Source organism: Pseudoalteromonas sp. T1lg23B (assembly GCF_002964665.1).
Classification (GTDB): Bacteria; Pseudomonadota; Gammaproteobacteria; order Enterobacterales; family Alteromonadaceae; genus Pseudoalteromonas.
Map to the genome: position 1 here is coordinate 396,357 of NZ_PQBZ01000030.1, position 24,752 is coordinate 421,108.

Below are 24,752 nucleotides of genomic sequence, written 5' to 3' on the forward strand. Positions count from 1 at the left end.
CGTTAAAAAAGTTGCAACAATGCCGTCCCGCTAAGCCAGGCACCACCACCAAATAGTTGTTTTTGCATTGTTGAACATAGTTTTCTCCGAAAATTAGATATAAAAAAACCCGCTTACATTAAGCGGGTTGATATTTTCGTTAAGACACAACGAATCACCCGCTTTTACGAGTGCCACCACCAAATGTTTTTGTTTGTTGTTGTAATCATGGTTTTAGATTTCATTGCTTATTTGTCTTTAGTGGGTACAGTAAACCGTACTGCTTCATATTCTGTCAACCCCTGTACCAGCAAAAACAATAAATTTCACAGAAACGACACAAACAACAGTGGTATACTGTCGCCTCGAAAGTAACAAATTTGATAAAGAGTTAAATTGATAAAATACGATTTACATAGCCACACCACTTTTTCTGATGGTCGTTTAAGCGTGGCCGAATTGCTTGAGCGCGCAACAGAAAAAGGCGTTGATGTACTGGCTATTACTGACCATGACACTACTGCAGCAATCTTGCCTGCGCAGCAATATATAACGCAAAACTCGCTTTCATTGGAGCTAGTAGCTGGGGTGGAAATTTCCACAAAATGGGAGAGCTTTGAGATCCATATTGTTGGGCTTGCGGTTGATATTAACCACCCTGATTTGATTAAGCTGCTTGCAACACAACAAGCTAAACGTCAGGCGAGGGCAGAAGAAATAGGCCGGCGACTAGAAAAAAGAGGTTATGAGGGCATTTTTGACCGCGCTAAAGAGCTAGCCGGCGAGGCTGAAATCACTCGTGCACATTTTGCTGCCGCGTTGGTTGAACGTGGTGTCGCGAAAAATATTCAAGGCGTTTTTAAAAAGTTTTTAGCGCGCAACAAAACCGGCTACGTACCTAGTGAGTGGTGTGACATGGCAACTGCTGTCGCTGCAATCAAAGCCGCGGGCGGAGTGAGCGTATTGGCTCATCCGGCGCGTTATCAAATGTCAAACAAGTGGCTACGCAAGTTGTTGAGCGAATTTAGTCTCAGTGGGGGACAAGCGATGGAAGTGGCACAGCCCCAACAGGCTCCCTCAGAACGACAGTTTTTGGGGCAGTTGAGTAGTGAATTTAACTTGCTCGCCAGCCAAGGTTCCGACTTCCATTATCCAATGCCTTGGTTAGATTTAGGAAAAAACCTATACTTACCAAAAGATTGCCAAGGGGTTTGGCAGTTTTGGCAAGCAAACGAGGAGTGTTAGCATGAGCCAATTTTTTCATATTCATCCCGAGAATCCACAAGCTAGGCTCATTAAACAGGCTGCTGAAATCATAATGCAGGGTGGCGTCGTGGTCTATCCAACGGACTCAGGTTACGCGATTGGTTGTAATATTGGTAACAAACAAGCCAAAGAGCGCATTGAACGTATTCGAGGCATAGAAAAGCACCATAATTTCACCTTGATGTGTAGAGATCTATCAGAACTGGCGACCTACGCTCGCGTTGATAATCAAATGTTTCGCTTGATTAAAAATAATACACCTGGGCCATACACATTTATTTTTAAAGGTACTAAAGAAGTTCCGAAGCGACTACTGAACGACAAAAAGAAGACCATAGGTATTCGTGTGACAGATCATCCGATTACCACTGCATTATTGGCCGAGTTGGGAGAGCCATTGATGTCATGCTCATTAATTTTACCCGATGAGCAGTTTACTGAGTCAGACCCAGATGAAATTAGAATGCGACTGGAAAAACAAGTAGATTTGATTATCCATGGCGGTTTTTTAATTGAGCAAGCAACCACCGTAATCGATTTATCTGAAGATGAAGTAGAAATTTTACGTGTAGGATGTGGTGATACCTCACCATTTGAGTAATTGTAGTGAATGATGTTCCTCAACAACAAAAACTACCGCTGGCGTTTTTAAACGGCGAGGCGGTGGTTGATAAGCCTGAAGATCTTTATATTCCACCAGACGCGCTGGAGGTCATTTTAGAAACCTTCGAGGGGCCGCTGGACTTGTTGTTGTACCTCATAAAACGTCACAAACTAGATATTCTTCAACTGCCTATTCTCAGCATCACAGAGCAGTACGTTGCGTATGTGGAACTGATGAAAGATCTTCAACTTGAATTGGCAGGCGAATATCTGGTGATGGCTGCGCTGTTGGCACAGATTAAATCCCGTATGTTGTTGCCTGTCCATGAAGAGTTAGAAGAAGAGGAAGACCCAAGGGCTGAATTGGTTAGGCGCTTGCAAGAATACGAACAGTTCAAGCAAGCAGCCGAGAACCTCGATGTGATCCCGCGTGTTGGGCGTGATATTTTTACTGCACATGCCTTGGTTGATGAGTCCGCCGAACCCGAAACGCTGTTTCCTGACATTGCGCTCAAAGAGCTATTGCTTGCCTTGGGAGACGTTATGGCTAGAGCAAAAACTTTTGAACATCATCACATTAGTGCAGAAGCGCTATCGACTAGAGAGCGAATGAGTCATATTTTACAGCACTTGTCTGAGCATAATGGCCCCTGTGTATTTAACGCCTTTTTTACGATAGATGAAGGACGCAGTGGTGTGGTTGTTACCTTTATTGCAATGCTCGAATTGATTAAAGAGCAACTCATAACGTGTTTACAAGTTGAGCCGGATAGCCAAATTTATTTGAGTTTGCAGCTACAAGAGTAGCGCAACCTCTGTCATAATAGACGTTTATGTGTTGGTAAGGCTGCAAGTGTATGGCAACGCGTCGAATTAGCGATGAGCAACTAATTGAGCTGATAGAAGCAGCAATTTTTGTTGCGGACAAACCGTTGTCAAAGAAGCGCCTAAAAGAAACTGTATTACAAGATATATCAGTGTCTAATGCTAGAATAGATCAAGCATTAGACAGTATTTCTGAACACTATCAAACGCGTGGTATTCGCCTTGTTGAAGTTGCAACTGGATTTAGGTTTCAAGCATGTTCAAGCTTAAGTCCGTGGCTAAGCAACTTATGGCAAGAAAAAGCCCCAAAATATTCCAGAGCTACGTTGGAAACGCTGGCATTGATTGCATATCGACAACCTATTACCCGAGGTGAGATAGAGCAAGTGCGAGGCGTGACTGTAAGTTCAAATATTATCAAGAGCTTACAAGAGCGTGAATGGATAAAGGTGGTGGGTTATAAAGAAGTGCCGGGTAAACCCGCACTGTACGCCACCACAAAGCAATTTTTAGATTATTTTTCTTTGTCTGGTCTTAATATGTTGCCCAAATTACCTGAGCAGCACAGTGTTAAAATTGATCAGATGTTGAACGATCCTTCTGTGAGAGAACCATCTTAATGAGTGAAAAGTTACAAAAAGTATTGGCCCGTGCTGGTGTGGGTTCACGCCGCGAAATGGAAAAATACATTGACTCCAACCGTGTAAGTGTTGACGGTAAGGTCGCAAAATTAGGCGATCGTGTTGAAGAAAACGCGGTGATCCGTGTAGACGGACACATAGTAAAAATCGAGCAAAAAGAAGACAGAATATGTCGCGTGATCATGTATCACAAACCAGAGGGTGAGTTGTGTACACGAAAAGACCCTGAAGGTCGTCGCACAGTATTTGACCGTTTGCCACGTTTGGATGGCGATCGTTGGATTGCTATTGGTCGTTTGGATATCAATACCTCAGGACTGTTATTGTTCACCAACGACGGTGAACTGGCTAACCGTCTGATGCACCCAAAATATGAAGTAGAGAGAGAATATTCAGCTCGTGTGTTTGGTGAAGTAACCAATGAAACATTACGGAACCTAACCAAGGGTGTTGAACTGGAAGATGGTCCTGCCAAATTTTTGAAAATTAAGCCTATGGGTGGGGAAGGCATTAACAAATGGTTTAACGTCACCTTGACCGAAGGTCGTAACCGTGAAGTACGTCGTTTGTGGCAATCTCAAGACGTTGAAGTGTCACGTCTTATTCGTATTCGTTACGGGAAGTTGGAGCTGAACAAACGGTTGCCGCAAGGTGGCTGGGAAGAGCTTAAACTTGAAGATGTAAACTATCTGCGCAAGTCAGTGAAGCTTCGCAATGAAACTGAGACTAAGCTTTCAGTCATGCCGGAAAAGCGTAAAGATAAGCGTGCCAAGATCAACCAGATCCGTAAAGCCGTTAAAAAACATAATCAGCGTGTGCAAAAGCCCAAAAAACGCTAAAAATCTGAATTTAATAGATATTATATAATAAAAAGCCTCACCATTTTAGTGAGGTTTTTTTATTGTGGCGTTAATGCTCGCCAGGCGTCGATATGGGGGCTAAAGAAACCACATTGTTTATAAGATTGCTCAATAAAGCCTGAAGCGCGTAATTGCTTAATACCAGCTTGAAGCGCTTTAAAGGTAGCTTCTCCGAGCGGGTGCAGGCGTGATACCACAAAATGCCGACTGTCTTGGAGTGGCACCTTGATACCGTCAATCGCAATAATTCGATAATCTATGCCACGGTACTCAAAGGGCATAGTATTGTTGAAAGATACCAACATGGTATCAACCCATCCTCGGCTCACCATTTTGGCCATGACTATCCAATCGGACTCCTCATGTAATTGTTTTGGGCGCAAAGCGGACAACGTGATCCAGTCGGTATGCCATGAACGGCTCGAGATCACAGACACTTGAGATAAGTTTGCCGCAATTTTGTTCTTTATGTTGGTGACGTTTTTGGGGGAAGCATATAGACCAGCAAAATACTCCCCTTTGCGAATGATTGCATCGGAAATATATAACCGCTCAATATGTTGCTGGGCTTGCTGATACCAGAGGGTATCGAAACTGACCAGCAGTAGTCCATCAACCAATAGTTTAACATTTCGGGCATCATAATTACCGAGCTCGAACTTAAAATTGAGTTCTAATCCGCCCAATTTTAGTGCTCTTTGTAACAGCACAAACTCAACGATATCCCTTTGACACAGAGGGTGGCTAAAATCATTGATAGTCTCAATGGACTCATCAGCCAAAATAATTTGCGCATAATTATAAATATCTTCCTCGATGGTGATTGGGATCGTTACCGCTCGCACAACGTTGATTTGCAATATAAAAAGTAAGGCGCATAAACCCCGCATGGCACCTCCAAAATCAATAACACCCATCTTTAGTGTAGTTCAGCGGGGGATGATGAGAGTTTTTAATGTGACATTTTGATTTTTGTCTAATATGGTAAAGAGAGCGCGATGGTCATGAAGTGATTATGTACCTCGGTTATTGACTTCAAGGAGCAAGGACTTATGAAATTTGAACAATTACTCAATCACTTTGACAGTGGCATTTGCGTCGAGCAATTACAAAAGGAATCTTTACTGGACTTAGCACTGTTGTTCGTGGCTGTTGACGGGAGCGTATCTGATTCTGAACTACATGTGGTACGACAGTGGGCTGCAACGTTAAATTGGAACTCCGCCGTAAGCCTTGATAACTACATTTCAGATATGGTTGGAAAGTGTGTACACGCGGTAAAGAGCGACGACGTAGAAGCATTTATACAACACAGAATGAAATTTATCATCGACCAACCGATGCGAGAGTTGGCACTTAAAATTGTGCAAAAAGTGTGTGCTGCAGACGGTAAAATTGATCATCGTGAGCAAACCGCCATGGAATTTCTAGAAGCGCAAGTGTAAGCGTACCTCTTAGTTGTGATAAAAAACAGCGAGCCAGACAGTCGCCTCAGAGGGGGCTGTGTGGCTTACGCGGTGCTTCGTGTGAGCAGGTATATTTAAAAAGTCGCCGCATTTTAAAACATGCTTTTCGCCATCTATAAACTCGACCGTGCCACAACCTGCCAAAACCATAACCCATTCATGCTCATCTTGATCATACCAAAATGAGTCGGGTGATGTTTGCCCGTAAGAGACAATTCTCTCTATACGCAGATGCTTGGCTGACAGTAAATCTTCAAAATGTTCTTGGTTAGTATCTTGTGGCAAGTTAGCCAGTAAATTTTGCAACATCATGTTGTTCTCAAGCTTATATTACAGCTCGATACCATACCTGCATGTGGGGTGCTTTTAAAGTGGTGATTAGGCGTGAGATCATTGTAAAAAATATTTGGACGTCTATACATCTAGAGGTTGATATTTTTCTAATTCCATTCATAATGTCAGCTAAATCTACACTTGGGAGTTAAGTATGCCAATTACAGTAAAAGACGAATTGCCCGCTATTGTACGTTTGCGTCAAGAGAATGTGTTCGTGATGCCAAAAAGTCGTGCACAAACCCAAGAGATCCGTCCTATGCGTTTGGCGATATTAAACTTAATGCCAAACAAGGTGGAAACAGAGGTGCAATTCATCCGCTTGCTGGCCAATACTCCATTGCAGGTAAATGTAGACTTACTACGTTTAGATACTCATCGAACATCTGATAGTTCAGAGCAACATTTAGATATGTTTTATAGATATTTTTCAGATGTGAAGGATCAAAACTATGATGCTTTAATCATCACCGGTGCGCCACTGGCCCACTTAGAATATGATGACGTGATTTATTGGCAAGAGCTGCAGCAGTTTTTTGACTGGGCAGAGCACCACGTTACGTCTACTTTGTTTTCGTGTTGGGCAGCACACGCTGGGCTGTTCCATCACCATGGATTAAAACGTGAGATCAGAGCTGAAAAATTAAGTGGTGTGTTTAAGCATCGCTGCTATTTTGATCATGGTGCGTTGACCCGTGGATTTGACGACGAATTTTTGGTTCCACATTCTCGTTATGGACACATCAGCCCAGAACAAATTGCACAGAAGAACGATTTAGTGATGCTCGCGGGTTCTCCAACTGTGGGGGCGTATTTAATCAAGAACGTATCGGGTAGTCAGGTGTATATTACCGGCCATCCTGAATATGATGCGGATACTTTGCTTAAGGAATATCAAAGAGATCTGGAGAAAAATGCTGATGCTCCAAAACCTGAGAACTATTTCCCTAACGATGATGCGTCACAAAAACCGTCGAAAACATGGCAAAGTCACGCCTTTTTGTTATTCTCCAATTGGCTGAATTACTACGTTTACCAAACAACACCTTATGATATTAACCTCGTTAGCCAAGATGTAAGGACTAACAACTATGCCGAATAAACGCGCAGCCTTAACCGAGGCATTAAAACAACGTATTTTAATTTTGGATGGTGCGATGGGCACTATGATCCAAGACTTTAAGTTACAAGAACAAGACTATCGAGGTGAGCGATTCAAAGATTGGCATGTGCTTGTTAAAGGCAATAACGACTTACTCAGCATTACTAAGCCTGAGGTGATTGAACAAATACATCGTCAGTTTTTAGAAGCAGGTGCAGATATTATTGAAACCAATACCTTTAACGCCACCACTATTTCCATGGAAGACTATGACATGGCCAGTGTCAGTAAAGAAATCAACCTAGTGTCGGCGCAGCTGGCTCGTCGATTATGTGATGAATTTACGGCGCAAAATCCGGATAAGCCGCGTTATGTTGCAGGTGTTCTCGGCCCTACGTCAAAAACATGTTCTATTTCACCAGATGTAAATGACCCTGGTTATCGCAACATTACTTTTGATCAGTTAGTTGAAGCCTATATTGAGTCAACGCTTGCGCTGATTGAAGGGGGAGTTGATTTAATTCTCATCGAAACAATCTTTGATACGCTCAATGCAAAAGCAGCGTCATTTGCGGTTGAAGAAGCGTTTGAGCGCTGCGGGGTTACTCTGCCTGTCATGATCTCTGGCACCATTACGGATGCCTCAGGGCGTACTTTGTCAGGGCAAACCACAGAAGCGTTTTACAATTCAATTCGTCATATCAAACCGCTATCAATCGGCCTAAACTGTGCGTTGGGACCGGATCTATTGCGCCAGTATGTTGTTGAATTATCAAGGGTGTGCGAAACATTTACGTCAGTGCATCCCAATGCGGGTTTACCCAATGAGTTCGGTGAATATGATTTAGAAGCTCCTGAAATGGCGAAAGAAATTATTGATTGGGGTAAAGAAGGCTTGATCAATATTGTTGGCGGTTGCTGTGGGACGACTCCTGAGCATATTAAAGCATTTGCCGATGGTCTCGCACAGGTTGCACCACGACCTTTACCTGAGCTTGAAGTGCGTATGCGCTTAGCTGGTTTAGAAGCTTGTAATTTGAATTAGGAAGTACTTATGACGCAACAATCTACAGCCACTTTTACTAACGTTGGTGAACGCACCAATGTGACTGGCTCTGCGCGTTTTAAGCGCCTGATCTTAGAGGAAGAATACGAGAAAGCCTTGGATGTTGCCCGTGAGCAAGTGGAGAACGGGGCGCAAGTGATTGATATCAACATGGACGAAGCGATGTTGGACTCAAAAGCGGCCATGGTGAAGTTTCTTAACCTGATAGCGTCTGAACCAGATATTTCTCGTGTGCCCATCATGGTGGATTCATCGAAATGGGAAGTCATTGAAGCAGGCCTAAAATGTATTCAAGGTAAGGCCATTGTAAACTCAATCTCCTTAAAAGAAGGAGAAGAGCCGTTTATTAGCCAAGCAAAAATTATCAAGCGCTTTGGTGCTGCGGCAGTGGTGATGGCATTTGATGAAGTAGGTCAAGCGGAAACAGCAAAACGTAAGTTTGAAATTTGCGAACGGTCTTATCGCATCTTGGTTGATCAAATTGGTTTTCCGCCCGAAGACATTATCTTTGATCCCAATATTTTTGCCGTGGCAACGGGGATAGAAGAGCATGATAACTACGCGGTAGAGTTCATAGAAGGTACGCGACGCATTAAAGCTGAACTGCCACACTGTAAGGTGTCTGGTGGTGTGTCAAACGTATCGTTCTCATTCCGTGGTAACAATCCAGTGCGTGAAGCAATTCACTCGGTTTTCCTTTATCACGCAATACAAGCGGGTATGGATATGGGTATCGTCAACGCCGGTCAGCTCGCGGTGTATGATGATATCCCTAAAGAACTCAGAGATGCGGTGGAAGATGTTATTCTAAACAAAGACCCTCAAGCGGGCGAACGGTTAGTTGAACTTGCGCCAAAATACTCAGGTATGGCGCAGGCTGCGAAAGTTGAAGATTTGGAATGGCGCGCTTGGCCTGTTGCAAAGCGTTTAGAGCATGCGCTGGTTAAGGGGATCACCGAGTTTATTGAAGAAGACACCGAAGAGTGTCGAGCAGGCATGGCCAAACCCATCGAAGTCATTGAAGGACCGTTGATGGACGGCATGAATGTGGTCGGTGACTTGTTTGGTGCGGGTAAAATGTTCTTGCCTCAGGTTGTTAAATCGGCTCGAGTTATGAAGCGGGCTGTTGCTTATCTTGACCCTTTCATTGAACAAGAGAAACAAGAAGGTGAAACCAACGGCAAGATCATCATGGCAACGGTGAAAGGCGACGTACATGACATCGGTAAAAACATTGTTGGCGTGGTACTACAATGTAATAACTACGAAGTGGTTGACCTTGGGGTCATGGTGCCGGCGGAAAAGATCTTGCAAACGGCCATTGATGAAAAAGCCGATGTGATAGGTTTGTCTGGTTTGATCACACCCTCACTAGATGAAATGGTACACGTGGCCAAGGAAATGAAACGGCGCGGCTTTGAGTTACCACTGCTTATCGGCGGAGCAACCACATCCAAAGCGCATACAGCGGTAAAGATAGAGCCTCAATATGACAAAGGGGTGGTGTACGTTAATAACGCTAGTCGTGCGGTGGGAGTGGTCTCGAATCTGTTGAGCAAGTCACAAAAAACAGACTTTTTGGCGAAAACAAAAGAAGAGTATGTCAAAGTTAGGGAGCAGCAGGCACGTAAAAAGCCTCGTTCGAAGCCAGTCACTTTACAACGTGCTCGTGACAACGCAATTAAGATTGATTGGGATAATTACACCCCACCGGTGCCTAAAAAGTTAGGCGTTACGGAATTCACCGATGTGAGTATCAAAACGCTCAGACAATACATTGACTGGACGCCATTTTTTATGACTTGGTCACTTGCAGGCAAATACCCGAGAATTTTGCATGACGAAATAGTGGGTGAGCAGGCGCAAAGCTTATTCACAGATGCTAATGCGATGTTGGATGAGTTTGAGCGTTCAGGTGCGTTAAAACCACAGGGTGTCATTGGGTTGTTTCCCGCAAACAGAGTGGGAGATGACATCGAAATTTACACCGATGAAACGCGCACCGAAGTGTTAGCTTTGTCTTGTCATTTGCGTCAACAGACAGAAAAGACAGACTTTCCAAATTATTGCTTAGCGGATTATATTGCGCCTAAAGGGACTGCCGATTACTTTGGCGCGTTTGCGGTGACTGGTGGTTTGGAAGAAGACGAACTGGCAGAAGCGTTTGATGCTAAACATGACGATTACAACAAAATCATGGTAAAAGCGGTCGCTGACAGATTAGCAGAGGCGTTCGCTGAATACCTGCATGAGCAAGTGCGCAAACACTATTGGGGATATGCACCTGATGAGTCTTTGAGTAACGATGAGCTGATCCGTGAGAACTATCAGGGTATTCGTCCTGCACCTGGTTATCCTGCTTGTCCGGAACACACAGAGAAAAAGAAAATCTGGCAACTACTCAATACTGAGCAGCGTATCGGTATGAAATTAACAAGCTCGTATGCTATGTGGCCGGGCGCTGCGGTTTCTGGTTGGTATTTCTCTCATCCGGATTCGAAGTACTACGCAGTGGCAAGTATTCAAAAAGACCAAGTAGAAGACTATGCAAGACGCACAGGAATGACGCTGGCTGAGGCTGAGCGTTGGTTGTCACCAAACCTTGGCTACGAGGCGTAGCCGTTCTAAAAGTTGTAATTAAACCTTTAAAAAAGCGCTTGCTCTCAAGCGCTTCTTTAGTTCGCTAGTAAATAGGTAATCATTATCGCGCAGCGCGTCACGATGGTTGGGAAGCTAAAAAGCAAATACAGTAAACCAAATCACATAGGGTGTTGTGACTAAAGCGACACTTTTTCAAATCTTTCTAATAGGAGGGCTTTCGGTTATATTCGTCTAGCGTATTACGCAATTTCTCAAAAGGTATACACCTAGACAATTTACAACAATGAAGATAAAAATTATGAAACTAAATGGAATTTATGCAGCACTATTGGCTGCCAGCTTTACCACTTTCGCACAGGTAGAATTGAATGCACCACACACGCTTATTTTTGACACTACCTCAGACGGACAAGTCACAAACGAGCAGAGTATTGAATATGATTTTAAGGGACAAAACAGCCACTTTGTCGCTTACAATCAAACAGAGGTGCTATCAGGTAACGTCAATCATGCTCAGCAACTCATCCACTTTCAAATTACAGAGTCCACTCTCAATACCGTTAAATACTTTACGGGTAGCGCTAGCGGCACTGGCTTTCAGGGAACATGGTATTCCAGCCAAGGAGAAAAAGGTGACTGGCAAATAGGCGCGAATCAGCAGTCCTCTTTTTATACATGCCGAGAGATTTTACAGGCAGGTCAAAGCTCAGGTGACGGCTTATATAACATAATGACCGACAACAACGAAACGCTACAGGTCTATTGCGATATGACCACCGATGGTGGTGGCTGGACCTTAGTGGGGAGCTACCCGAAGAGCCGAGCTGGTGGCATAGCTCGCATTTCTGATTATGGTACAGAACCGGCTACAACTCCTATAGACCCAGCACAACTGTGGATGTTTAGGGGGAGTTTAAGTTACTTCGCAGACGCCAGAGAGCAAGTTGCTTGTTCACAAGCTCAATGTGCGGACGGAAAGTCAGTGTATGGAACCAATATGCCTACGCTGGAACTTGAACACATCAGAAGTTCATGGGCATACGCTGATAAGGTTGAAGCAATGCCACAGCGTACCGATATTCCTACTTGTCGTACTGTCCTTAATGACGTAAATACTTCGGTCGAGGGGTGTACTAAGCCAGAATACCTTAACTCAGCTAATCCAAATACCTTTGTTGGATGGCAAGCCGACGTTAATGGTAGTTATTGCTGGGCTGCACTTGGCACTTACCAGTCGAGTAAGGTGGGTTCATCACTTTGCCTGGGCTTACTTCCGAATGCCACGAGATGGGCACTACTTTGGATGCGCTAGAGACAGCTTCATGCGTAATATAGAGTAGCACAAAGACTAAGTTTTATTTTTGAAAAGCGTGCTATGCACGCTTTTTTTATGAATAACAGCAAGCTGGCTAAAACTGATGATTAGCCCATGCGAGTCACAATGGCGGGGGAGACTAAACTCGCTTGATAAACAGGTTGTAGCGTGGCCAGTTGTCCAATGCCCCACATAGCGAGTGCGCCCGTAAGCAAATAATCACTAGGTATGGGCGGTAGTTCGAACAAAACCATCAAATAGGTATTGCAAATAAGTGAAAGTAGTACTCCGATGATGATACCCATACTGGTGATAATAAAGCTCTCTAGCATAAAGTAACGCAGTATTTGTAACCGACTAGCACCGAGTGCTCGTCGAGTACCAATCTGTTTCTTACGGGTAATGATGGTGTAGCGCATTTGCCCAAAAATACCAAAAGCGGTGACAGTGCTTAAGATAGCTACTAACACAATTAGCGTGACCACCATAGCGAAATCGCCTTGATGGCTTTTGTTACGTGTTTGCTCAAACGTGGCCATATTATCCAGCCATCTGCCAGGAGTTTGTAGCAATAGTTCGGTTACCTGCTCCATGGCTTGTTCGCGCATACCGGGACGTGCTCTGACCATATAAATAGGTTCTGAGTCGATATAATTACCACTACTTAATACCGTGTACCAATTGTTCTTCCACCAATTCCAAGCACTTGGCAATTTATCAACAATACCTACGACGTTACAGGCATCCATTCCTGAATACAGTGTGCTGCCTAACGCTTGTCGCCAGTCATCGGGGTATAGCTTTTGCGCAAGAGCTTTAGAAATTACGAGCTTTGGCATACTATGGTCGTCTGATTTTGCGCTTTCATAGTAAAAAATATCACTAGGCTTAAACCACTCACCAGCAACAAGCTTTAGCCCCATCGCCTCTAACGAGTTATAATCACCTTCATAATAACCGGCTCTTAGCAACACATCCTCTGGAGTGGGAGGCAAACCGATTTGCGTGGTTGAACCCCAAGATGTATAAGGAATGTCAGAAACATTAGATGCGATTTGAACCGCGTCTAGTTGATTGATCCTTGAAAGATCTTGCTTTATCAAGTTAGCAATTTCGCTTCTGTCACCTTGAATATTGGTGGTAAATGAAAAGGTATGTTTTTCTTCTAAACCCGTGTTGGTGTTTATATTGTCCCACTTTTGTATCAACATAAAAATGGTGTTGACGAGAATCGTAAGGGTGATGGAGATCTGTAAAATCAGCAATAATGTGGCAGTTTTACGCTGATAAAGAGACTTCAAAATAGGCATAATGTCATTCATGATCACTCCTACAAACTCTTTAGTTGGCTGGAAGGTTGTACTTGTATTGCTCGATAAATAGGCCAAAGCCCAAACAAGCAACTAGATAACACAGCCAAGATGATAGTGACGATGACAAGTGTGGCATTCATTTGCATGACGCTGTCGTTGATAAAGTGAAAAACACTTTGCGCAGCTTTTAATCCAAGTTGTGCCATTAACAAGCCTAATAAGCCTCCAAGCAGACCAATTAACACTGTTTCATAGCCAAATTGTATGGCGATATCTTGCTTACTGGCACCGACTGCTCTACGTAATCCGATTTCACCTTTTTTATTGTAAAACTTATTTATCATCAAGCTCATGCAGTTGAGCAAACACACAATGAGAAAGGCTGATGCTAACCAAACGGCAATCTTGCTGTTATCAGGCACAACCTCTTCGCTTACCAGGTATTCTTCAACAGTTCGGGTATAACTGGGTAAATCTCTGGGGAACCTGCCAAGTTGTTTTTGCTGAGCATCATAGTCGTGTAAAAAGTTAGTATATGCTTGCCTGTCACTGGCGTTGTTCAGTTCTACCCATAAAAAGATCCACACACATTCAGAGTCTAAAATAGTTTTGAAGCTAGGGTTTTCAGGAGTAACGCCACAATACATTGAAAAACTACTGCTTAAATACAACTCATGATTGATTTTTGTTTGTATTGGGATGTACACATCAAGGGGTTTCTCAAATGCTGAAGAAGAATAGAAAAAGTATTTAGGTGTTGGGTTCCAATCGTCTAACACGCCCGAAATTGTTAGCGTGTGCTGGTCCATCAGTATTTGCTTGCCTACGGAGTTTTCGCCATAGAAGAGCTTATCGTTGAGCTTTTTGCTGATCACCACATTAAATTCGCCATTTCCGTCAACACTGTCTAACCATGGAGCGCCAAATAAAAATGGTACATTGAACATGTCGAAAAAATCGTTAGTCGTTGCATACATATATTGCATTTTGCCTTCCGACTTTGCTTGTGATGGCGTGCGGATCAGCGCTTTATGATCAGCGATAAGGGTTTGTGCTTTAATCAAATCACTACGCTCATTGGCTGCGGTTAAGTTTACTGCATCGCGATAAGTGATGCGGTGAGGGGCTTCTTCTTTTCCGAGATGTTCACTATAGGGTTGCTCAGAGAACCAGCTACTTAAATAAACCAGTTGCAGTGTATCGGCTTTTTCTGGGATCGGATGTTTTGACATCATGTAGCTCACAGTGAATGTGATCATTGTGATGGCTATTCCTATCGCGATAATAAGCACCATGAGAGCGCTTAGCATAGGAGTTTTGCGTATGCTAATCCATGCTAGTTTGAGATAGTAATTAACCATGATGCTCCTTAACACTCAGAAAAACATGGCATGAGCATTGGTACGTTGTACTGTGTAAGTAGTTTGAAGGCTTGATACTCATCACTTTTTCCTTAAAAGTAGTCAAAGTTCCTTTTTTTTGGATATTGGTATCTATCCGATGTCTTATTTTTACAAAAAAATAACCAAAAGTTAATCTAAATGTGGAATTTATTTATTTATACAGAAATTTTTATGAAAAAATAATATTTTTCTTTAAAGATAGCAAGTTAGGTGAGCGATTATTGTTCAGCTTGAAAGAGTCTTGGTTACGTCTGCCTTGCGTTACATGTTAACATTAATAAAAAGTTTGGATCGAGTGTTGTTGTGTTACCTATTGAAGCCGTTTTTGATCAGTTAGTTGCTCAGTTTCAGCAACATAATACCGTGTTACTTCAGGCGCCTCCTGGGGCAGGTAAATCGACTTGGTTGCCGCTTAATTTAGTGAAAAATAACCACTTTAAGCGGATCGTGATGTTAGAGCCTAGACGTCTAGCGGCGCGTAGTATTGCACAGTTTTTGGCACACCAACAAAACGAAGCGCTAGGTCACAGTATTGGCCTGAAAATTCGTAACGAAGTTGCGGTATCTGAGCATACAAGGCTGGAAATCGTTACAGAAGGCGTTTTAACAAAAATGCTACAATCAGATCCTGAATTGACTGGGATAGATTTGCTCATTTTTGATGAGTTTCACGAGCGTTCATTGGCAGCGGATACCGCACTGGCGTTTGCTTTAGAAACGCAGGCTGCATTTCGAGACGATCTTAAAATTCTGGTAATGTCAGCTACTTTAGACAGTGAGCGTTATCAAGCCTTTTTGGATTGTCCTGTGGTGGCATCCGATGGCCGCAGTTATCCAGTAAACGAGGTTTATCATCCCTTACGTGATGAATCAAAATGGCTAGAAGCCATGCCAGCTTTGGTCTTAAATGCTTTGCAACAGCAATCTGGTAGTGCCTTGGTGTTTTTACCGGGGAAAAAAGAAATTAACTTTTTATACCAAAACCTTGCAGGAAAAGTGGCTTCTGATACCCATGTTGTTACCTTGTTTGGTGAACAAGATAAAGCCACACAGCAAGCCGCAATTGCACCTCCAAAACAAGGACAGCGCAAAGTAGTGCTCACGACCAATGTGGCCGAGACCTCGCTGACCATTGAAGGAATTCGTATTGTGGTCGATAGTGGCAAACGCCGAGCGGCACAATTTAATTTAAAAACCGGTGTAACTGAATTAGTGACGGTTTCAATCTCACGTTCATCAGCGGTGCAAAGGGCAGGGCGTGCTGGCAGGATAGAGCCGGGTGTGGTTTATCGACTTGGCTCACAGGAGCAGTTTGAGCGTAGAGACAAACACGATGTGCCAGAAATTTTAAGCTCAGATATTGCAGGTCTTGTTCTTGAAGCTAAGATTTGGGGCTCAGAGGTTGAGCAATTACCTTTGTTAGATGTGCCATCATCGGGTGCATTACAACAGGCAAGCCAGTTACTTAACATGCTTGAAGCGGTTGATGAGCTGGGTAAGGTGACGGAGCTTGGCCGTAAGATGCACCAATTTGGTACAGAGCCGCGTCTTGCTCATATGCTTTTAAAAGCAATGAAACTAGAGCCAAGTAAGCTCGGTATCAGTCATTTGGCCTGTTATTTAGTCGCCTTGCTGGAGAGTCGAGTTGCAGTTTCGCCCGAGCTGAGAGTTGCGCTGCAAAGTCAGTTTGAAAGGCCACAAAAGTCATTTACTCAAGCGTTAAAACCTTGGCTAAAACGTTTAAAAGTCAGCGAGCGCGCAACGCTTCACTGTGAATATTTGAGCTTACTTGTGGCACTGGCGTTTCCAGATAGGTTGGCGAAACGTCGAGGACAAGGTTTTGTGTTAGCCAATGGGGCAGGCGTGAATGCGCATGAAACCCATTGGTTGGATTGCGACTATATCGCCATTGCGTCGCTCGGTGGACACAAAGGACAGCGCATCTTTAGCGCCACGGAGCTTAACCTATCACTACTACAAGCGTCACTTCCACACCTGTTTGTAGAAAAAGACATATGTGAGTTTGATGAAAAGTCAGAACGCTTTTTGCACGAACAGCGAGTGCAGCTAGGGGCATTGGTAATCGAGTCTAAGCCAAGCTCTAAAGCGCTCGATGTTGAGGCCAGAACTCAAGCTTGGTTGAATCTAGTCGCTAAGCACGGTTTGGCGTTGTTTAATGAATATCAGCAAGTACAACCGTTACTTAATCGCATGACGTTGGCACAGCGCTTTTATCCTCAGGAGTTTGAACAGTTAGACGAAGCAGCATTGTTACTGCGTATCGACGATTGGCTGGCACCATATTTAGGCAACGTGAAAAAGCTGGCTGAGTTAAAGAAGCTTGATTTGATGACCGCCGTGAAAGGTCTACTGGATTGGAGTCAACAACAACGGCTTGATGAAATTTTACCTAAGCGCATTCAAGTGCCCAGCGGCTCAAATATTAAAATTGAATACCCATTACAGGGACCCGCTAAGTTATCGGTTAGGATGCAAGAGGTATATGGCCTATTAGCCACTCCTGTTTTGTGCAATGGTAAGTTACCGCTATTGATGGAGCTGTTGTCTCCAGCCCACAGACCACTACAGCTGACTCAGGATCTGGCTCATTTTTGGCAAACCAGCTATAAAGATGTACAAAAAGAGATGAAAGGGCGCTATCCCAAGCACTTTTGGCCCGATGATCCAGCAACAGCACACGCAACGAACAAAGTAAAAAGTAGAATGTAGCGGTAGTGAATAAATTTAAGGGGTGGTAGTTTAAACTTTGCGCTGTTTTTATCTCGTGATAGTTTAATTACGTATTCATATTACGGTGCGCCAGAAGTTAAGGGTTTTTCTCTTCAAGTAGAGATGGTCGCCATTTTATAGAGGTTCAAGGACTTGATACTCACAAATAAGCAAGCACGGCCGCAAGCTATGTTACAACGAGCCGGTGCGCAGTCAAAATCAGCGAGCAAGGGCCGATATCTAGAAGATAACCGAGCCACCTCTTCTGCGGGTAATACATTATTACAAGCGGCTGCAAATCAGCAGCCAATGCAACGCAAAACTGTGATTGAGAATATCGGTCAATCTTGTACTTATGGGCCTGCAAATAACGCACAGACCGTGACCGTTGGTCACACCATGAATGCATGGCTTGACCCCGCCGACCCAGTTAGGGGGCAAAGCGCCAGTGTTAATGCTTCGCAAGATGGCTTGATGGCGTGGATCAAAAGTGTTTATCCGCAGGCGAAAGGGCCTATGTCGGTGAAGGGGCATCTACTGAATGATAACTTGGGCGGCACGGCGCTTGATAACAACCTATATCCCATCTCAAAAGGTGCCAATGGTAAACACCTATCAACCTCTGAGAACTATGTAAAAAATGCGCTTTGGAAACATAACACCGCTGTGAAGTACTCTGTTTCTGTATCAGGGTCTACCAATTATACCAGCGCTAATGCGAGCAACGCCAAAGCGACATTTCATGCCACGGTCAGCCCGTGGAATGATGTGACCGACACGAGTAAGGTGGGGGCTACCGCTTATACAGCAAATATCACCTCAGATCTGGGTAGTCCTAAAATCAGAGAGGCAACTGATGGACAAGGTGCTGCCGTTGGGAATACTTCAGCGTATGGATTAAAGCCCAATCAAGAACCAGCAAAATCGGTGGGTGACCTATCCAATGATGAAAAGCAGCATCGAAAAGACCAACCAATCGGTTTGCAAATAGATTCACAGTCTGGGTATAAAGCGCTTGATGCCACATCGAGTGGTGACGACTCTGAGTCGGAAGTTTGGAGCAATGCTCGTGACAAACTCACCAATAATCCAGTTGAGTTTGTTGCAGAACATATGGATGATGCGACGAGAACCTTGGTGGATAGCGCTATTGATACCTACCCTGATTTCGAAGATGCTCAGCATGCAGCGATGTATGGCGGAATCGATGAGTTCTTTTTGTCTGGGTTGCCGCAAATAGTGTCTTATGAAATAGAGTATGACGAGACGATTAAAGACTTACTGTTCGATGGTTTGATTGAATTCTTTAAACAAGAATATGAAGAAAGGCATAAAAAGGACACATAGGGTTTGGTATGTTCTATCCATGAAATAAGCTGGATAATAGTGAAGTGGCTCCGATAACTAATTAGTTAAGAGTGCGAATTAAGGTATTAAAACACCTGAAAAATGATGAAAAAATTTAAATATGCCATACAGCACCATAAGTGCATTGTTTAGTGACAATTGTGAAATAAAGTGCAACTTCTACTCTTGCTTTGTTATTATACCTAAATTAGGACCTGTGTAAATTTAGGAAGAAAATACAATGTTGAATACTTTCGGGGCTAAGGTTGTCATACCCGTTCTACTAAGCATGATAATACTAGGCTGTGGGGGAGGAGGAAGCGATACCCCTCCCGTGAATTCTGAACAAAACTCATCAAATGGTGGCTCTGAAGTGACTCAGCCACCAGAGCCTGCACCTGAGCCTGAACCTTCGCCCGAGCCTGAACCTTCGCCCGAGCCTGAACCTTCGCCCGAGCCTGAACCTTCGCCCGAGCCTGAACCTTCGCCCGAGCCTGAGCCTGAGCCTTCGCCCGAGCCCGAACCCGATAATGAAAGCCCAGTGATTGGTGAGATGGCTGATGTATCTGTGGTATCAGGTGCTGATGTAGTAATTGAACCACAAGTGAGTGATGATGGGAGCATAGTGAGTTACTCATGGTCTCAGACATCAGGTGTCACTGTTACAGTGCAAGACTTAAGTAGCACGACCTTGCGTTTTACAGCGCCTATTGTAAGTGAAGAAACAATACTGACTTTTGAACTGCAAGTAACGGACAATAACGGTGCTATAACGTCGTCAAGTGTTCGTATTAGTGTTGCTGCCCAAGAGAATGGCTCAGAGATAAACTTCGCTGATACTGAACTTGCAAGGTGCTTTGCAGCGCAATCGGGAGATATACAAACACAAACACTTGAATGCGAGGGCTATCGAATCAAAACTCTGGAAGGTATTTCTGCGCTCTCTAATTTAAAACGTTTAGTTATTAAAAATGCAGCGCTTGAAAGTGTAACCGGTCTAAATGAACTATCACAACTCGAGGTGCTGCACCTCGATGAAGCTTTTCCTGTAGAAATGAGCAGTTTTAATAATGTATTAGAACAGTTGACTGGGCTCAAGGAATTTGTTCTAACCACGCCACACAAGAGCATTGTTTCCAAACTAGACTTTACTGGCCTGACTGAGCTTGAGTCTTTAAGTATCACGGATAACTCCACATCGTCCTACAGCTCACGGATTGATCTATCTCCTATTGATGTAGCCAATATGAAAGACTTGTACCTTGAAAACGTTGGCATTTACAGCATGAAGGGCACTTTGTTGCAAATGGTAAACCTTGAGTCATTAATACTCAAAAGAGCAAGGTATTCGGTAATGCGTACGACCGCTTTTTTAGAGAATATGAGCAAGTTGAAGCGATTAGAACTACAAGATTTTGGTGTATATGTTGGCGAAGAGATAGGTAAGCTGCCACAGCTCGAAAGGTTAACTTTGAATGAAACAAATATTGATGATTTATCGTTTATTTCACAGCTCGATACATTGACTGCGCTCACTATTTCAGAGCATGATTATGAAGACTTTGATTTTAATTGGCTAATTTCACCATCGCTAAAAGAGTTGTCACTCAGTGAGTTAGGCCTACTTAATGTTGAAAAACTGAGCAGCCTTACAGGGCTTGAGACGTTAGCTATTAAAACAGAGTCAAACTCCGTCGAGTTACCAGAGTTGTCTGCATTGACAAGCCTTGTGAACTTAAATCTAACAGGGTGGAGCCGTTTCCATAATCATGTATGGCTGGATACGCTCCCAAGGAGTGTGGAAAATTTGAATGTGCGGGGTATAGATGAGAGTGAAGAAGTTGCAAAAATGATAGCAAATCTATCAAATTTGAAAAACTTAACCGTTTCTATGCGTTCTCCAAGTAACTTAATTGCGCAATTAGCAGGCCATACGCAGCTAGAAAAACTAACCTTGTTAGGTGGTCAATACCATGGTGAACAGCTTGTATTACCTAATCTAAAAGAGCTTAACATTAGAGCGAGCGCTAGCGCAGGGTTTCCTGATATTGCTTCGTTGCCTAAGCTTGAATCGTTAAATCTATCTGATTATAAGATGTTAACCACACTTGAAAATTTAAGTGTAAATAGCAACTTAAAGAGTGTTTCATTGTCTGGACTGGAATCTTTAACAAATTTGGATTATTTGGAACAGTTACCGCAATTACAGGCGTTACACCTAAATAATTTGCAAGCGATAGAAGATTTTGAACAGGTCGGTAAGCTGACATCACTCACCGATCTGAAAGTGGAGTTCTCTAACGCTTATGATATGAGTCCAATAGCAAACTTGACTTTGTTAGAAAACCTCTATCTGCGACAGTTTAAGTACTATCTTGACCTAGACAGTCTGATTGATATGAGTAGCCTCGACAGATTAAGCTTGAGCTCTGTTAAGGCGAGTTGTGACGATGTGGATAAGTTGTCTCCTATAAGGGTTAGTATGGAGTATGAAAGTTGTTGGCAAGATGCGGTAGAGCCCAATTTAATTCCAGATCCCGTGCTAAAAGCATGTGTGATAAAAAGCATCCGCAGTGAGCGAACAAGAGTTGGTATTATTGATTGCGAGGGTGATATTCAATCCTTAGCAGGGTTAGAACAGCTGACAGGGTTAACGATTCTTAGTATGTCTAATGTCCACATGAATATATTAAGTGATGATGTTTTGGCGAGCCTTACCACGTTAGAGACCGTTTTCATAAAGCAGCCATTAAGCACTGCCGTAACTAACTCACAATTACATGAAAACTTGATTAATTTTATGGTCGTCGATACGGATGAAGGAATGTCGGTTAATGTTGAGCAGTTAAAGATTCCAAGCAAAGTAAACCTTATTAATTTCTCAAATACGCGATTGGTGAATTTTGCTGCATTGGCCTCGAATACACGTCTACAAGAGTTGAATTTAGAAAATAGTGATGTATCAGATATCAGTGCGCTATATTCTTTAAAACAACTAAGTACGCTTAATTTGATCGGCAATAACCGTGTAAACTGTGAGCAAATCGATGAACTAAAAGCGTTAAACTCAGGTATAAATATCTCCTTACCTTATCAGTGTTGGTAAATCTAGGTACAGCTTCATCTTAATGATGGTGAAGCTGTATTACTTCTTCCTCACAATGGCGCAATGACAAATATTTCTCGTTAAATATGTCTAGCGCTGTCATTTTAGATACGCATGACAAAATTTCAATATAATAAATAACTTAAAAAACAACAGGCTAAAAAGAGTAGAAAAATATTCAAGCAAATGGTCTTGAGTTCTGTTGCTAATTTAAACACAGTGTTTAATTGATGAACGTTGTTGAATAATCACGCGTTTATCACTATGCAAATACTTATTTCAATAATTAACAACAGGAAACAACATGAAACTTAAAAAAGTAAAATTAAAAGCGCTAAGCACAGACAAAAACTTAAATGCAAAACAAACCAAAGAAATCGCTGGCGGTACTTTCGCTTACAGCAAAGATTATGGTGCTTGCCACACAGGCGCTGCATATTGCCCAACAGCATATGTTTGCTAGAGTAAATCTCTAGCAAGACAAATAGGTGATGCCAAGGTGTACATTCACCTTGTAGATTGAAGCAGCTCCCTTGGCTTGTTGTTATTGGCTGTGGATATTGCATCACCACCCACATAGCTCGGTGACAGTGATTTGTTTCCGTCTCTGAGATAACCACTTTCTTTCTGGCTAAAAGTGATCTTCCTATGCCTACATTCAATTGTAATCAATACTGGACTTGAACCTTGGAAGTACCGAATTGAAGCATCAACTTCTCTTTGTTGTTTCGTAATCAAATCTGTAATGCGATCCGATGACTCTATCACAGCACCTTTAGGTGCATGAAAAGGGAAAATAACTTTAGATAAATATAGTACGATACAACGTAAATTATTGCAGAAATTAAGGACGAAAAACAGGACGAGTAATTGATATAACTTATTGAATAGGGTAAGGAAAAGCTGGTCGGCATAGCAGGATTTGAACCTGCGACCCCTGACACCCCATGACAGTGCGCTACCAAGCTGCGCTATATGCCGACTTGGGTGTAACTATACGGATATTTTTTTGAAAGGCAATAAGTAGTTGGTTTGTTTGGACATTAAATGAGCTTGTTAGAGTGTAACTGCCTGCTAAACAAGCAGTCACACTTTGTATTGCCTAGATTACTTAAACCAAATGCCTTCTGGCAGGGTCTTTTTAATCTCAGGATGTTGGTTTGCATCAAACACAGGGGTTTTGCCAGATTTAAGTTGTTGGTTGTAATCTTTATATAGCCAGATAACCGAGCCTGAGAGCATAAACAGTGCAACCACGTTCACGATTGCCATCAAGCCCATAGACACATCGGCCATGGTCCAGATAACACCTAGCTCACCGACTGAACCAAACATCACCATTCCCAGCACACATAAACGGAAAACCAACATGCCGTGCTTATGATTGTGTTCTAAGAACATCAAGTTGGTTTCGGCATATGAGTAGTTTGCCACGATAGAGGTAAACGCAAAGAACAGGATGGCGATGGCAATAAAGGTCGCGCCCCATTCACCCACATGCTCAACCAATGCAGCTTGGGTTAGTGCTATGCCTGTTACGCCGGATTCTGGCACCAGCTGATTTGATAAGAGAATAAGAGCGGCTGTAGCAGAACAGATCACCACGGTATCTACGAATACACCGAGCATTTGCACATAGCCTTGTGAAGCAGGGTGGTTAGGGTTAGGTGTGGCGGTTGCTGCGGCATTGGCAGCACTACCCATTCCCGCTTCATTTGAAAACAGGCCTCTCTTAATACCTTGGATCATGGCCTGCATCACTGCGTAGCCAATGGCACCTGCACCTGCTTGCTCTATACCAAATGCGCTATAGATGATTTGCATAAATACATCTGGAAGCAAATCGTAGTTAATGGCACTTATATAGATAGCAACAAGCAGATAAGCGAGCGCCATAAATGGTACTACTAGTTCCGCAAAGCGAGAGATAGTCTTCAAGCCCCCAAAAATAATAAAGGCGGAGCCAACAACTAAAACACCAGCCATAACATATTTTGGTACATCAAAGGCAACTTCAAACGCGGCGGTAATTGAGTTGGCCTGTACGGCGTTAAACACTAAACCGAAAGCTAAGATCAAACATAGCGAGAACAAAACGCCCATCCAGCGTTTACCCAAACCATATTCCATATAATAAGCAGGACCACCTCGATAGTTACCATCTTCATCTTTAGTTTTGTAAAGTTGAGCGAGGGTACTTTCGGCGAAGCTAGTGGCCATGCCAATTAAAGCGATAAGCCACATCCAGAAAATTGCACCTGCGCCACCTAAATAAAGTGCAACCGCAACACCTGCCATGTTGCCCGTACCGACACGGGCGGCCAGTGATGTACAAAATGCCTGGAAAGAAGAGATCCCATCATCGGCGCCACTGCGGCTATTTGCCATCACTTTAACCATATAAGGGAATTGTCGAAATTGAATAAAGCCCAAACGGAGCGTAAAGAATAAACCTGCTGCTATTAATAGATAGATGAGAACGTGTCCCCAAAGCAATCCACTAACAAAGTTTAATATATCAGCCATAACTACAGAGCCTACTTATTATATGAACGAGTAAATCAGGGCGGCTAATCTACCACATATATATAGAAGAGTCTTTTCAAAGGTCATTGCAGGGTGGTTATCCACAGAGTTTTGTGGGTAACTTGTGTGCTGCTAGTGTGTAAATGTGTATAGGTAAAAAGGACTAAAAAAAGTGTGATTTTCCTCAAAAACCGCTTGCGCTTTTTATTCGCAGCCCTATAATGCGACCCCACTGACACGGAGCGCTACGCTGATTAAGCAAAGCAACAA

19 protein-coding genes and 1 tRNA gene are annotated in these 24,752 nt (G+C 43.1%); 14 read left to right on the forward strand and 6 right to left on the reverse strand.

The features are described from left to right. Nucleotides 1-375 precede the first annotated feature (375 nt). From rnm to rluB, 5 genes are read left to right on the forward strand one after another with little or no spacing between them, the layout of a single operon-like run. Nucleotides 376-1,224 (forward strand): RNase RNM, encoded by an 849-nt coding sequence (gene rnm, locus C2M32_RS08465; RefSeq protein ID WP_105168006.1) that lies wholly within the window; start codon nt 376-378, stop codon nt 1,222-1,224. A gap of 1 nt (nt 1,225) precedes the next feature. After that, the gene (locus C2M32_RS08470; protein ID WP_105168007.1) at nt 1,226-1,846 is read left to right on the forward strand and encodes an L-threonylcarbamoyladenylate synthase; all 621 of its coding nucleotides are present in this window, start codon (nt 1,226-1,228) and stop codon (nt 1,844-1,846) included. After that, a complete protein-coding gene (locus tag C2M32_RS08475) occupies nt 1,846-2,655 on the forward strand; it encodes a segregation and condensation protein A (RefSeq protein WP_442792702.1) in 810 nt (269 codons plus the stop codon). Before C2M32_RS08470 ends, C2M32_RS08475 begins: the two co-directional genes overlap by 1 nt. 50 nt (nt 2,656-2,705) lie before the next feature. Then, nucleotides 2,706-3,293 carry an SMC-Scp complex subunit ScpB gene (scpB, locus tag C2M32_RS08480; protein WP_105168009.1) on the forward strand — a complete coding sequence of 196 codons (588 nt, stop codon included), beginning with the start codon at nt 2,706-2,708 and terminating at the stop codon, nt 3,291-3,293. Next, entirely contained in the window at nt 3,293-4,153 is an 861-nt protein-coding gene (gene rluB, locus C2M32_RS08485; protein WP_105168010.1) for a 23S rRNA pseudouridine(2605) synthase RluB, read from the forward strand. The genes scpB and rluB overlap by 1 nt, the downstream gene beginning before the upstream one ends. A 59-nt stretch (nt 4,154-4,212) precedes the next feature. On the opposite strand, the gene C2M32_RS08490 is transcribed toward rluB, so the two are convergent. Beyond that, a complete protein-coding gene (locus C2M32_RS08490) occupies nt 4,213-5,064 on the reverse strand; it encodes a hypothetical protein (protein ID WP_105168011.1) in 852 nt (283 codons plus the stop codon). A 162-nt stretch (nt 5,065-5,226) separates the two neighbouring features. Between C2M32_RS08490 and C2M32_RS08495 the strand changes: the two genes are divergently transcribed. After that, the gene (locus tag C2M32_RS08495) at nt 5,227-5,619 is read left to right on the forward strand and encodes a hypothetical protein (protein ID WP_105168012.1); all 393 of its coding nucleotides are present in this window, start codon (nt 5,227-5,229) and stop codon (nt 5,617-5,619) included. A gap of 9 nt (nt 5,620-5,628) precedes the next feature. On the opposite strand, the gene C2M32_RS08500 is transcribed toward C2M32_RS08495, so the two are convergent. After that, nucleotides 5,629-5,949, reverse strand: a complete 321-nt coding sequence (locus tag C2M32_RS08500; protein WP_105168040.1) for a cupin domain-containing protein — start codon at nt 5,947-5,949, stop codon at nt 5,629-5,631. 178 nt (nt 5,950-6,127) lie between these two features. Here C2M32_RS08500 and C2M32_RS08505 point away from each other — a divergent pair, with 178 nt between their 5' ends. From C2M32_RS08505 to C2M32_RS08520, 4 genes are all read left to right on the forward strand, one after another. Next, nucleotides 6,128-7,075 (forward strand): homoserine O-succinyltransferase, encoded by a 948-nt coding sequence (locus C2M32_RS08505; RefSeq protein ID WP_105168013.1) that lies wholly within the window; start codon nt 6,128-6,130, stop codon nt 7,073-7,075. Continuing rightward, nucleotides 7,065-8,120 carry a homocysteine S-methyltransferase family protein gene (locus C2M32_RS08510; protein WP_105168014.1) on the forward strand — a complete coding sequence of 352 codons (1,056 nt, stop codon included), beginning with the start codon at nt 7,065-7,067 and terminating at the stop codon, nt 8,118-8,120. The genes C2M32_RS08505 and C2M32_RS08510 overlap by 11 nt, the downstream gene beginning before the upstream one ends. Nucleotides 8,121-8,129: 9 nt before the next feature. Then, a complete protein-coding gene (gene metH / locus C2M32_RS08515) occupies nt 8,130-10,760 on the forward strand; it encodes a methionine synthase (RefSeq protein WP_105168015.1) in 2,631 nt (876 codons plus the stop codon). Nucleotides 10,761-11,040: 280 nt separating this feature from the next. Continuing rightward, nucleotides 11,041-12,054, forward strand: a complete 1,014-nt coding sequence (locus C2M32_RS08520; protein WP_158678172.1) for a fibrinogen-like YCDxxxxGGGW domain-containing protein — start codon at nt 11,041-11,043, stop codon at nt 12,052-12,054. Between the two features lie 110 nt (nt 12,055-12,164). Here the strand turns inward: C2M32_RS08520 and C2M32_RS08525 are convergent, their stop codons facing one another. Together C2M32_RS08525 and C2M32_RS08530 are read right to left on the reverse strand one after the other, a co-directional pair. Continuing rightward, a complete protein-coding gene (locus C2M32_RS08525) occupies nt 12,165-13,379 on the reverse strand; it encodes an ABC transporter permease (protein ID WP_105168017.1) in 1,215 nt (404 codons plus the stop codon). An 8-nt stretch (nt 13,380-13,387) separates the two neighbouring features. After that, entirely contained in the window at nt 13,388-14,731 is a 1,344-nt protein-coding gene (locus C2M32_RS08530) for an ABC transporter permease (RefSeq protein ID WP_105168018.1), read from the reverse strand. Nucleotides 14,732-15,076: 345 nt separating this feature from the next. On the opposite strand from C2M32_RS08530, the gene hrpB reads away from it, so the two are divergent. The 4 genes from hrpB (at nt 15,077) to C2M32_RS20490 (ending at nt 22,419) form a co-directional block, all read left to right on the forward strand. Continuing rightward, the gene (gene hrpB, locus C2M32_RS08535; protein ID WP_105168019.1) at nt 15,077-17,503 is read left to right on the forward strand and encodes an ATP-dependent helicase HrpB; all 2,427 of its coding nucleotides are present in this window, start codon (nt 15,077-15,079) and stop codon (nt 17,501-17,503) included. 189 nt (nt 17,504-17,692) lie between these two features. Further along, complete coding sequence (locus C2M32_RS08540) at nt 17,693-18,850, forward strand: hypothetical protein (protein WP_158678173.1); 1,158 nt, start codon at nt 17,693-17,695, stop codon at nt 18,848-18,850. A gap of 334 nt (nt 18,851-19,184) precedes the next feature. Then, nucleotides 19,185-21,956 carry a PKD domain-containing protein gene (locus tag C2M32_RS08550; protein ID WP_199886136.1) on the forward strand — a complete coding sequence of 924 codons (2,772 nt, stop codon included), beginning with the start codon at nt 19,185-19,187 and terminating at the stop codon, nt 21,954-21,956. A gap of 304 nt (nt 21,957-22,260) precedes the next feature. Continuing rightward, entirely contained in the window at nt 22,261-22,419 is a 159-nt protein-coding gene (locus tag C2M32_RS20490; protein ID WP_158678175.1) for a hypothetical protein, read from the forward strand. A 441-nt stretch (nt 22,420-22,860) separates the two neighbouring features. On the opposite strand, the gene C2M32_RS08555 is transcribed toward C2M32_RS20490, so the two are convergent. Together C2M32_RS08555 and C2M32_RS08560 are read right to left on the reverse strand one after the other, a co-directional pair. After that, nucleotides 22,861-22,937 (reverse strand) — tRNA-Pro (locus C2M32_RS08555). Nucleotides 22,938-23,063: 126 nt separating this feature from the next. Beyond that, complete coding sequence (locus tag C2M32_RS08560) at nt 23,064-24,482, reverse strand: alanine/glycine:cation symporter family protein (protein WP_105168022.1); 1,419 nt, start codon at nt 24,480-24,482, stop codon at nt 23,064-23,066. Nucleotides 24,483-24,752 lie beyond the last annotated feature (270 nt).

What these genes read in the sequence shown, in the direction of transcription:
- scpB (WP_105168009.1), top strand. Translation starts at nt 2,706, where the DNA reads ATGGCAACGCGTCGAATTAGCGATGAGCAACTAATTGAGCTGATAGAA.
- C2M32_RS08470 (WP_105168007.1), top strand. Translation starts at nt 1,226, where the DNA reads ATGAGCCAATTTTTTCATATTCATCCCGAGAATCCACAAGCTAGGCTC.
- C2M32_RS08520 (WP_158678172.1), top strand. Translation starts at nt 11,041, where the DNA reads ATGAAACTAAATGGAATTTATGCAGCACTATTGGCTGCCAGCTTTACC.
- C2M32_RS08530 (WP_105168018.1), bottom strand. Translation starts at nt 14,731, where the DNA reads ATGGTTAATTACTATCTCAAACTAGCATGGATTAGCATACGCAAAACT.
- rluB (WP_105168010.1), top strand. Translation starts at nt 3,293, where the DNA reads ATGAGTGAAAAGTTACAAAAAGTATTGGCCCGTGCTGGTGTGGGTTCA.
- C2M32_RS08495 (WP_105168012.1), top strand. Translation starts at nt 5,227, where the DNA reads ATGAAATTTGAACAATTACTCAATCACTTTGACAGTGGCATTTGCGTC.
- C2M32_RS08510 (WP_105168014.1), top strand. Translation starts at nt 7,065, where the DNA reads ATGCCGAATAAACGCGCAGCCTTAACCGAGGCATTAAAACAACGTATT.
- C2M32_RS08490 (WP_105168011.1), bottom strand. Translation starts at nt 5,064, where the DNA reads ATGCGGGGTTTATGCGCCTTACTTTTTATATTGCAAATCAACGTTGTG.
- C2M32_RS08560 (WP_105168022.1), bottom strand. Translation starts at nt 24,482, where the DNA reads ATGGCTGATATATTAAACTTTGTTAGTGGATTGCTTTGGGGACACGTT.
- C2M32_RS08500 (WP_105168040.1), bottom strand. Translation starts at nt 5,949, where the DNA reads ATGTTGCAAAATTTACTGGCTAACTTGCCACAAGATACTAACCAAGAA.
- C2M32_RS08505 (WP_105168013.1), top strand. Translation starts at nt 6,128, where the DNA reads ATGCCAATTACAGTAAAAGACGAATTGCCCGCTATTGTACGTTTGCGT.
- C2M32_RS08525 (WP_105168017.1), bottom strand. Translation starts at nt 13,379, where the DNA reads ATGAATGACATTATGCCTATTTTGAAGTCTCTTTATCAGCGTAAAACT.
- C2M32_RS20490 (WP_158678175.1), top strand. Translation starts at nt 22,261, where the DNA reads ATGAAACTTAAAAAAGTAAAATTAAAAGCGCTAAGCACAGACAAAAAC.
- metH (WP_105168015.1), top strand. Translation starts at nt 8,130, where the DNA reads ATGACGCAACAATCTACAGCCACTTTTACTAACGTTGGTGAACGCACC.
- C2M32_RS08540 (WP_158678173.1), top strand. Translation starts at nt 17,693, where the DNA reads ATGTTACAACGAGCCGGTGCGCAGTCAAAATCAGCGAGCAAGGGCCGA.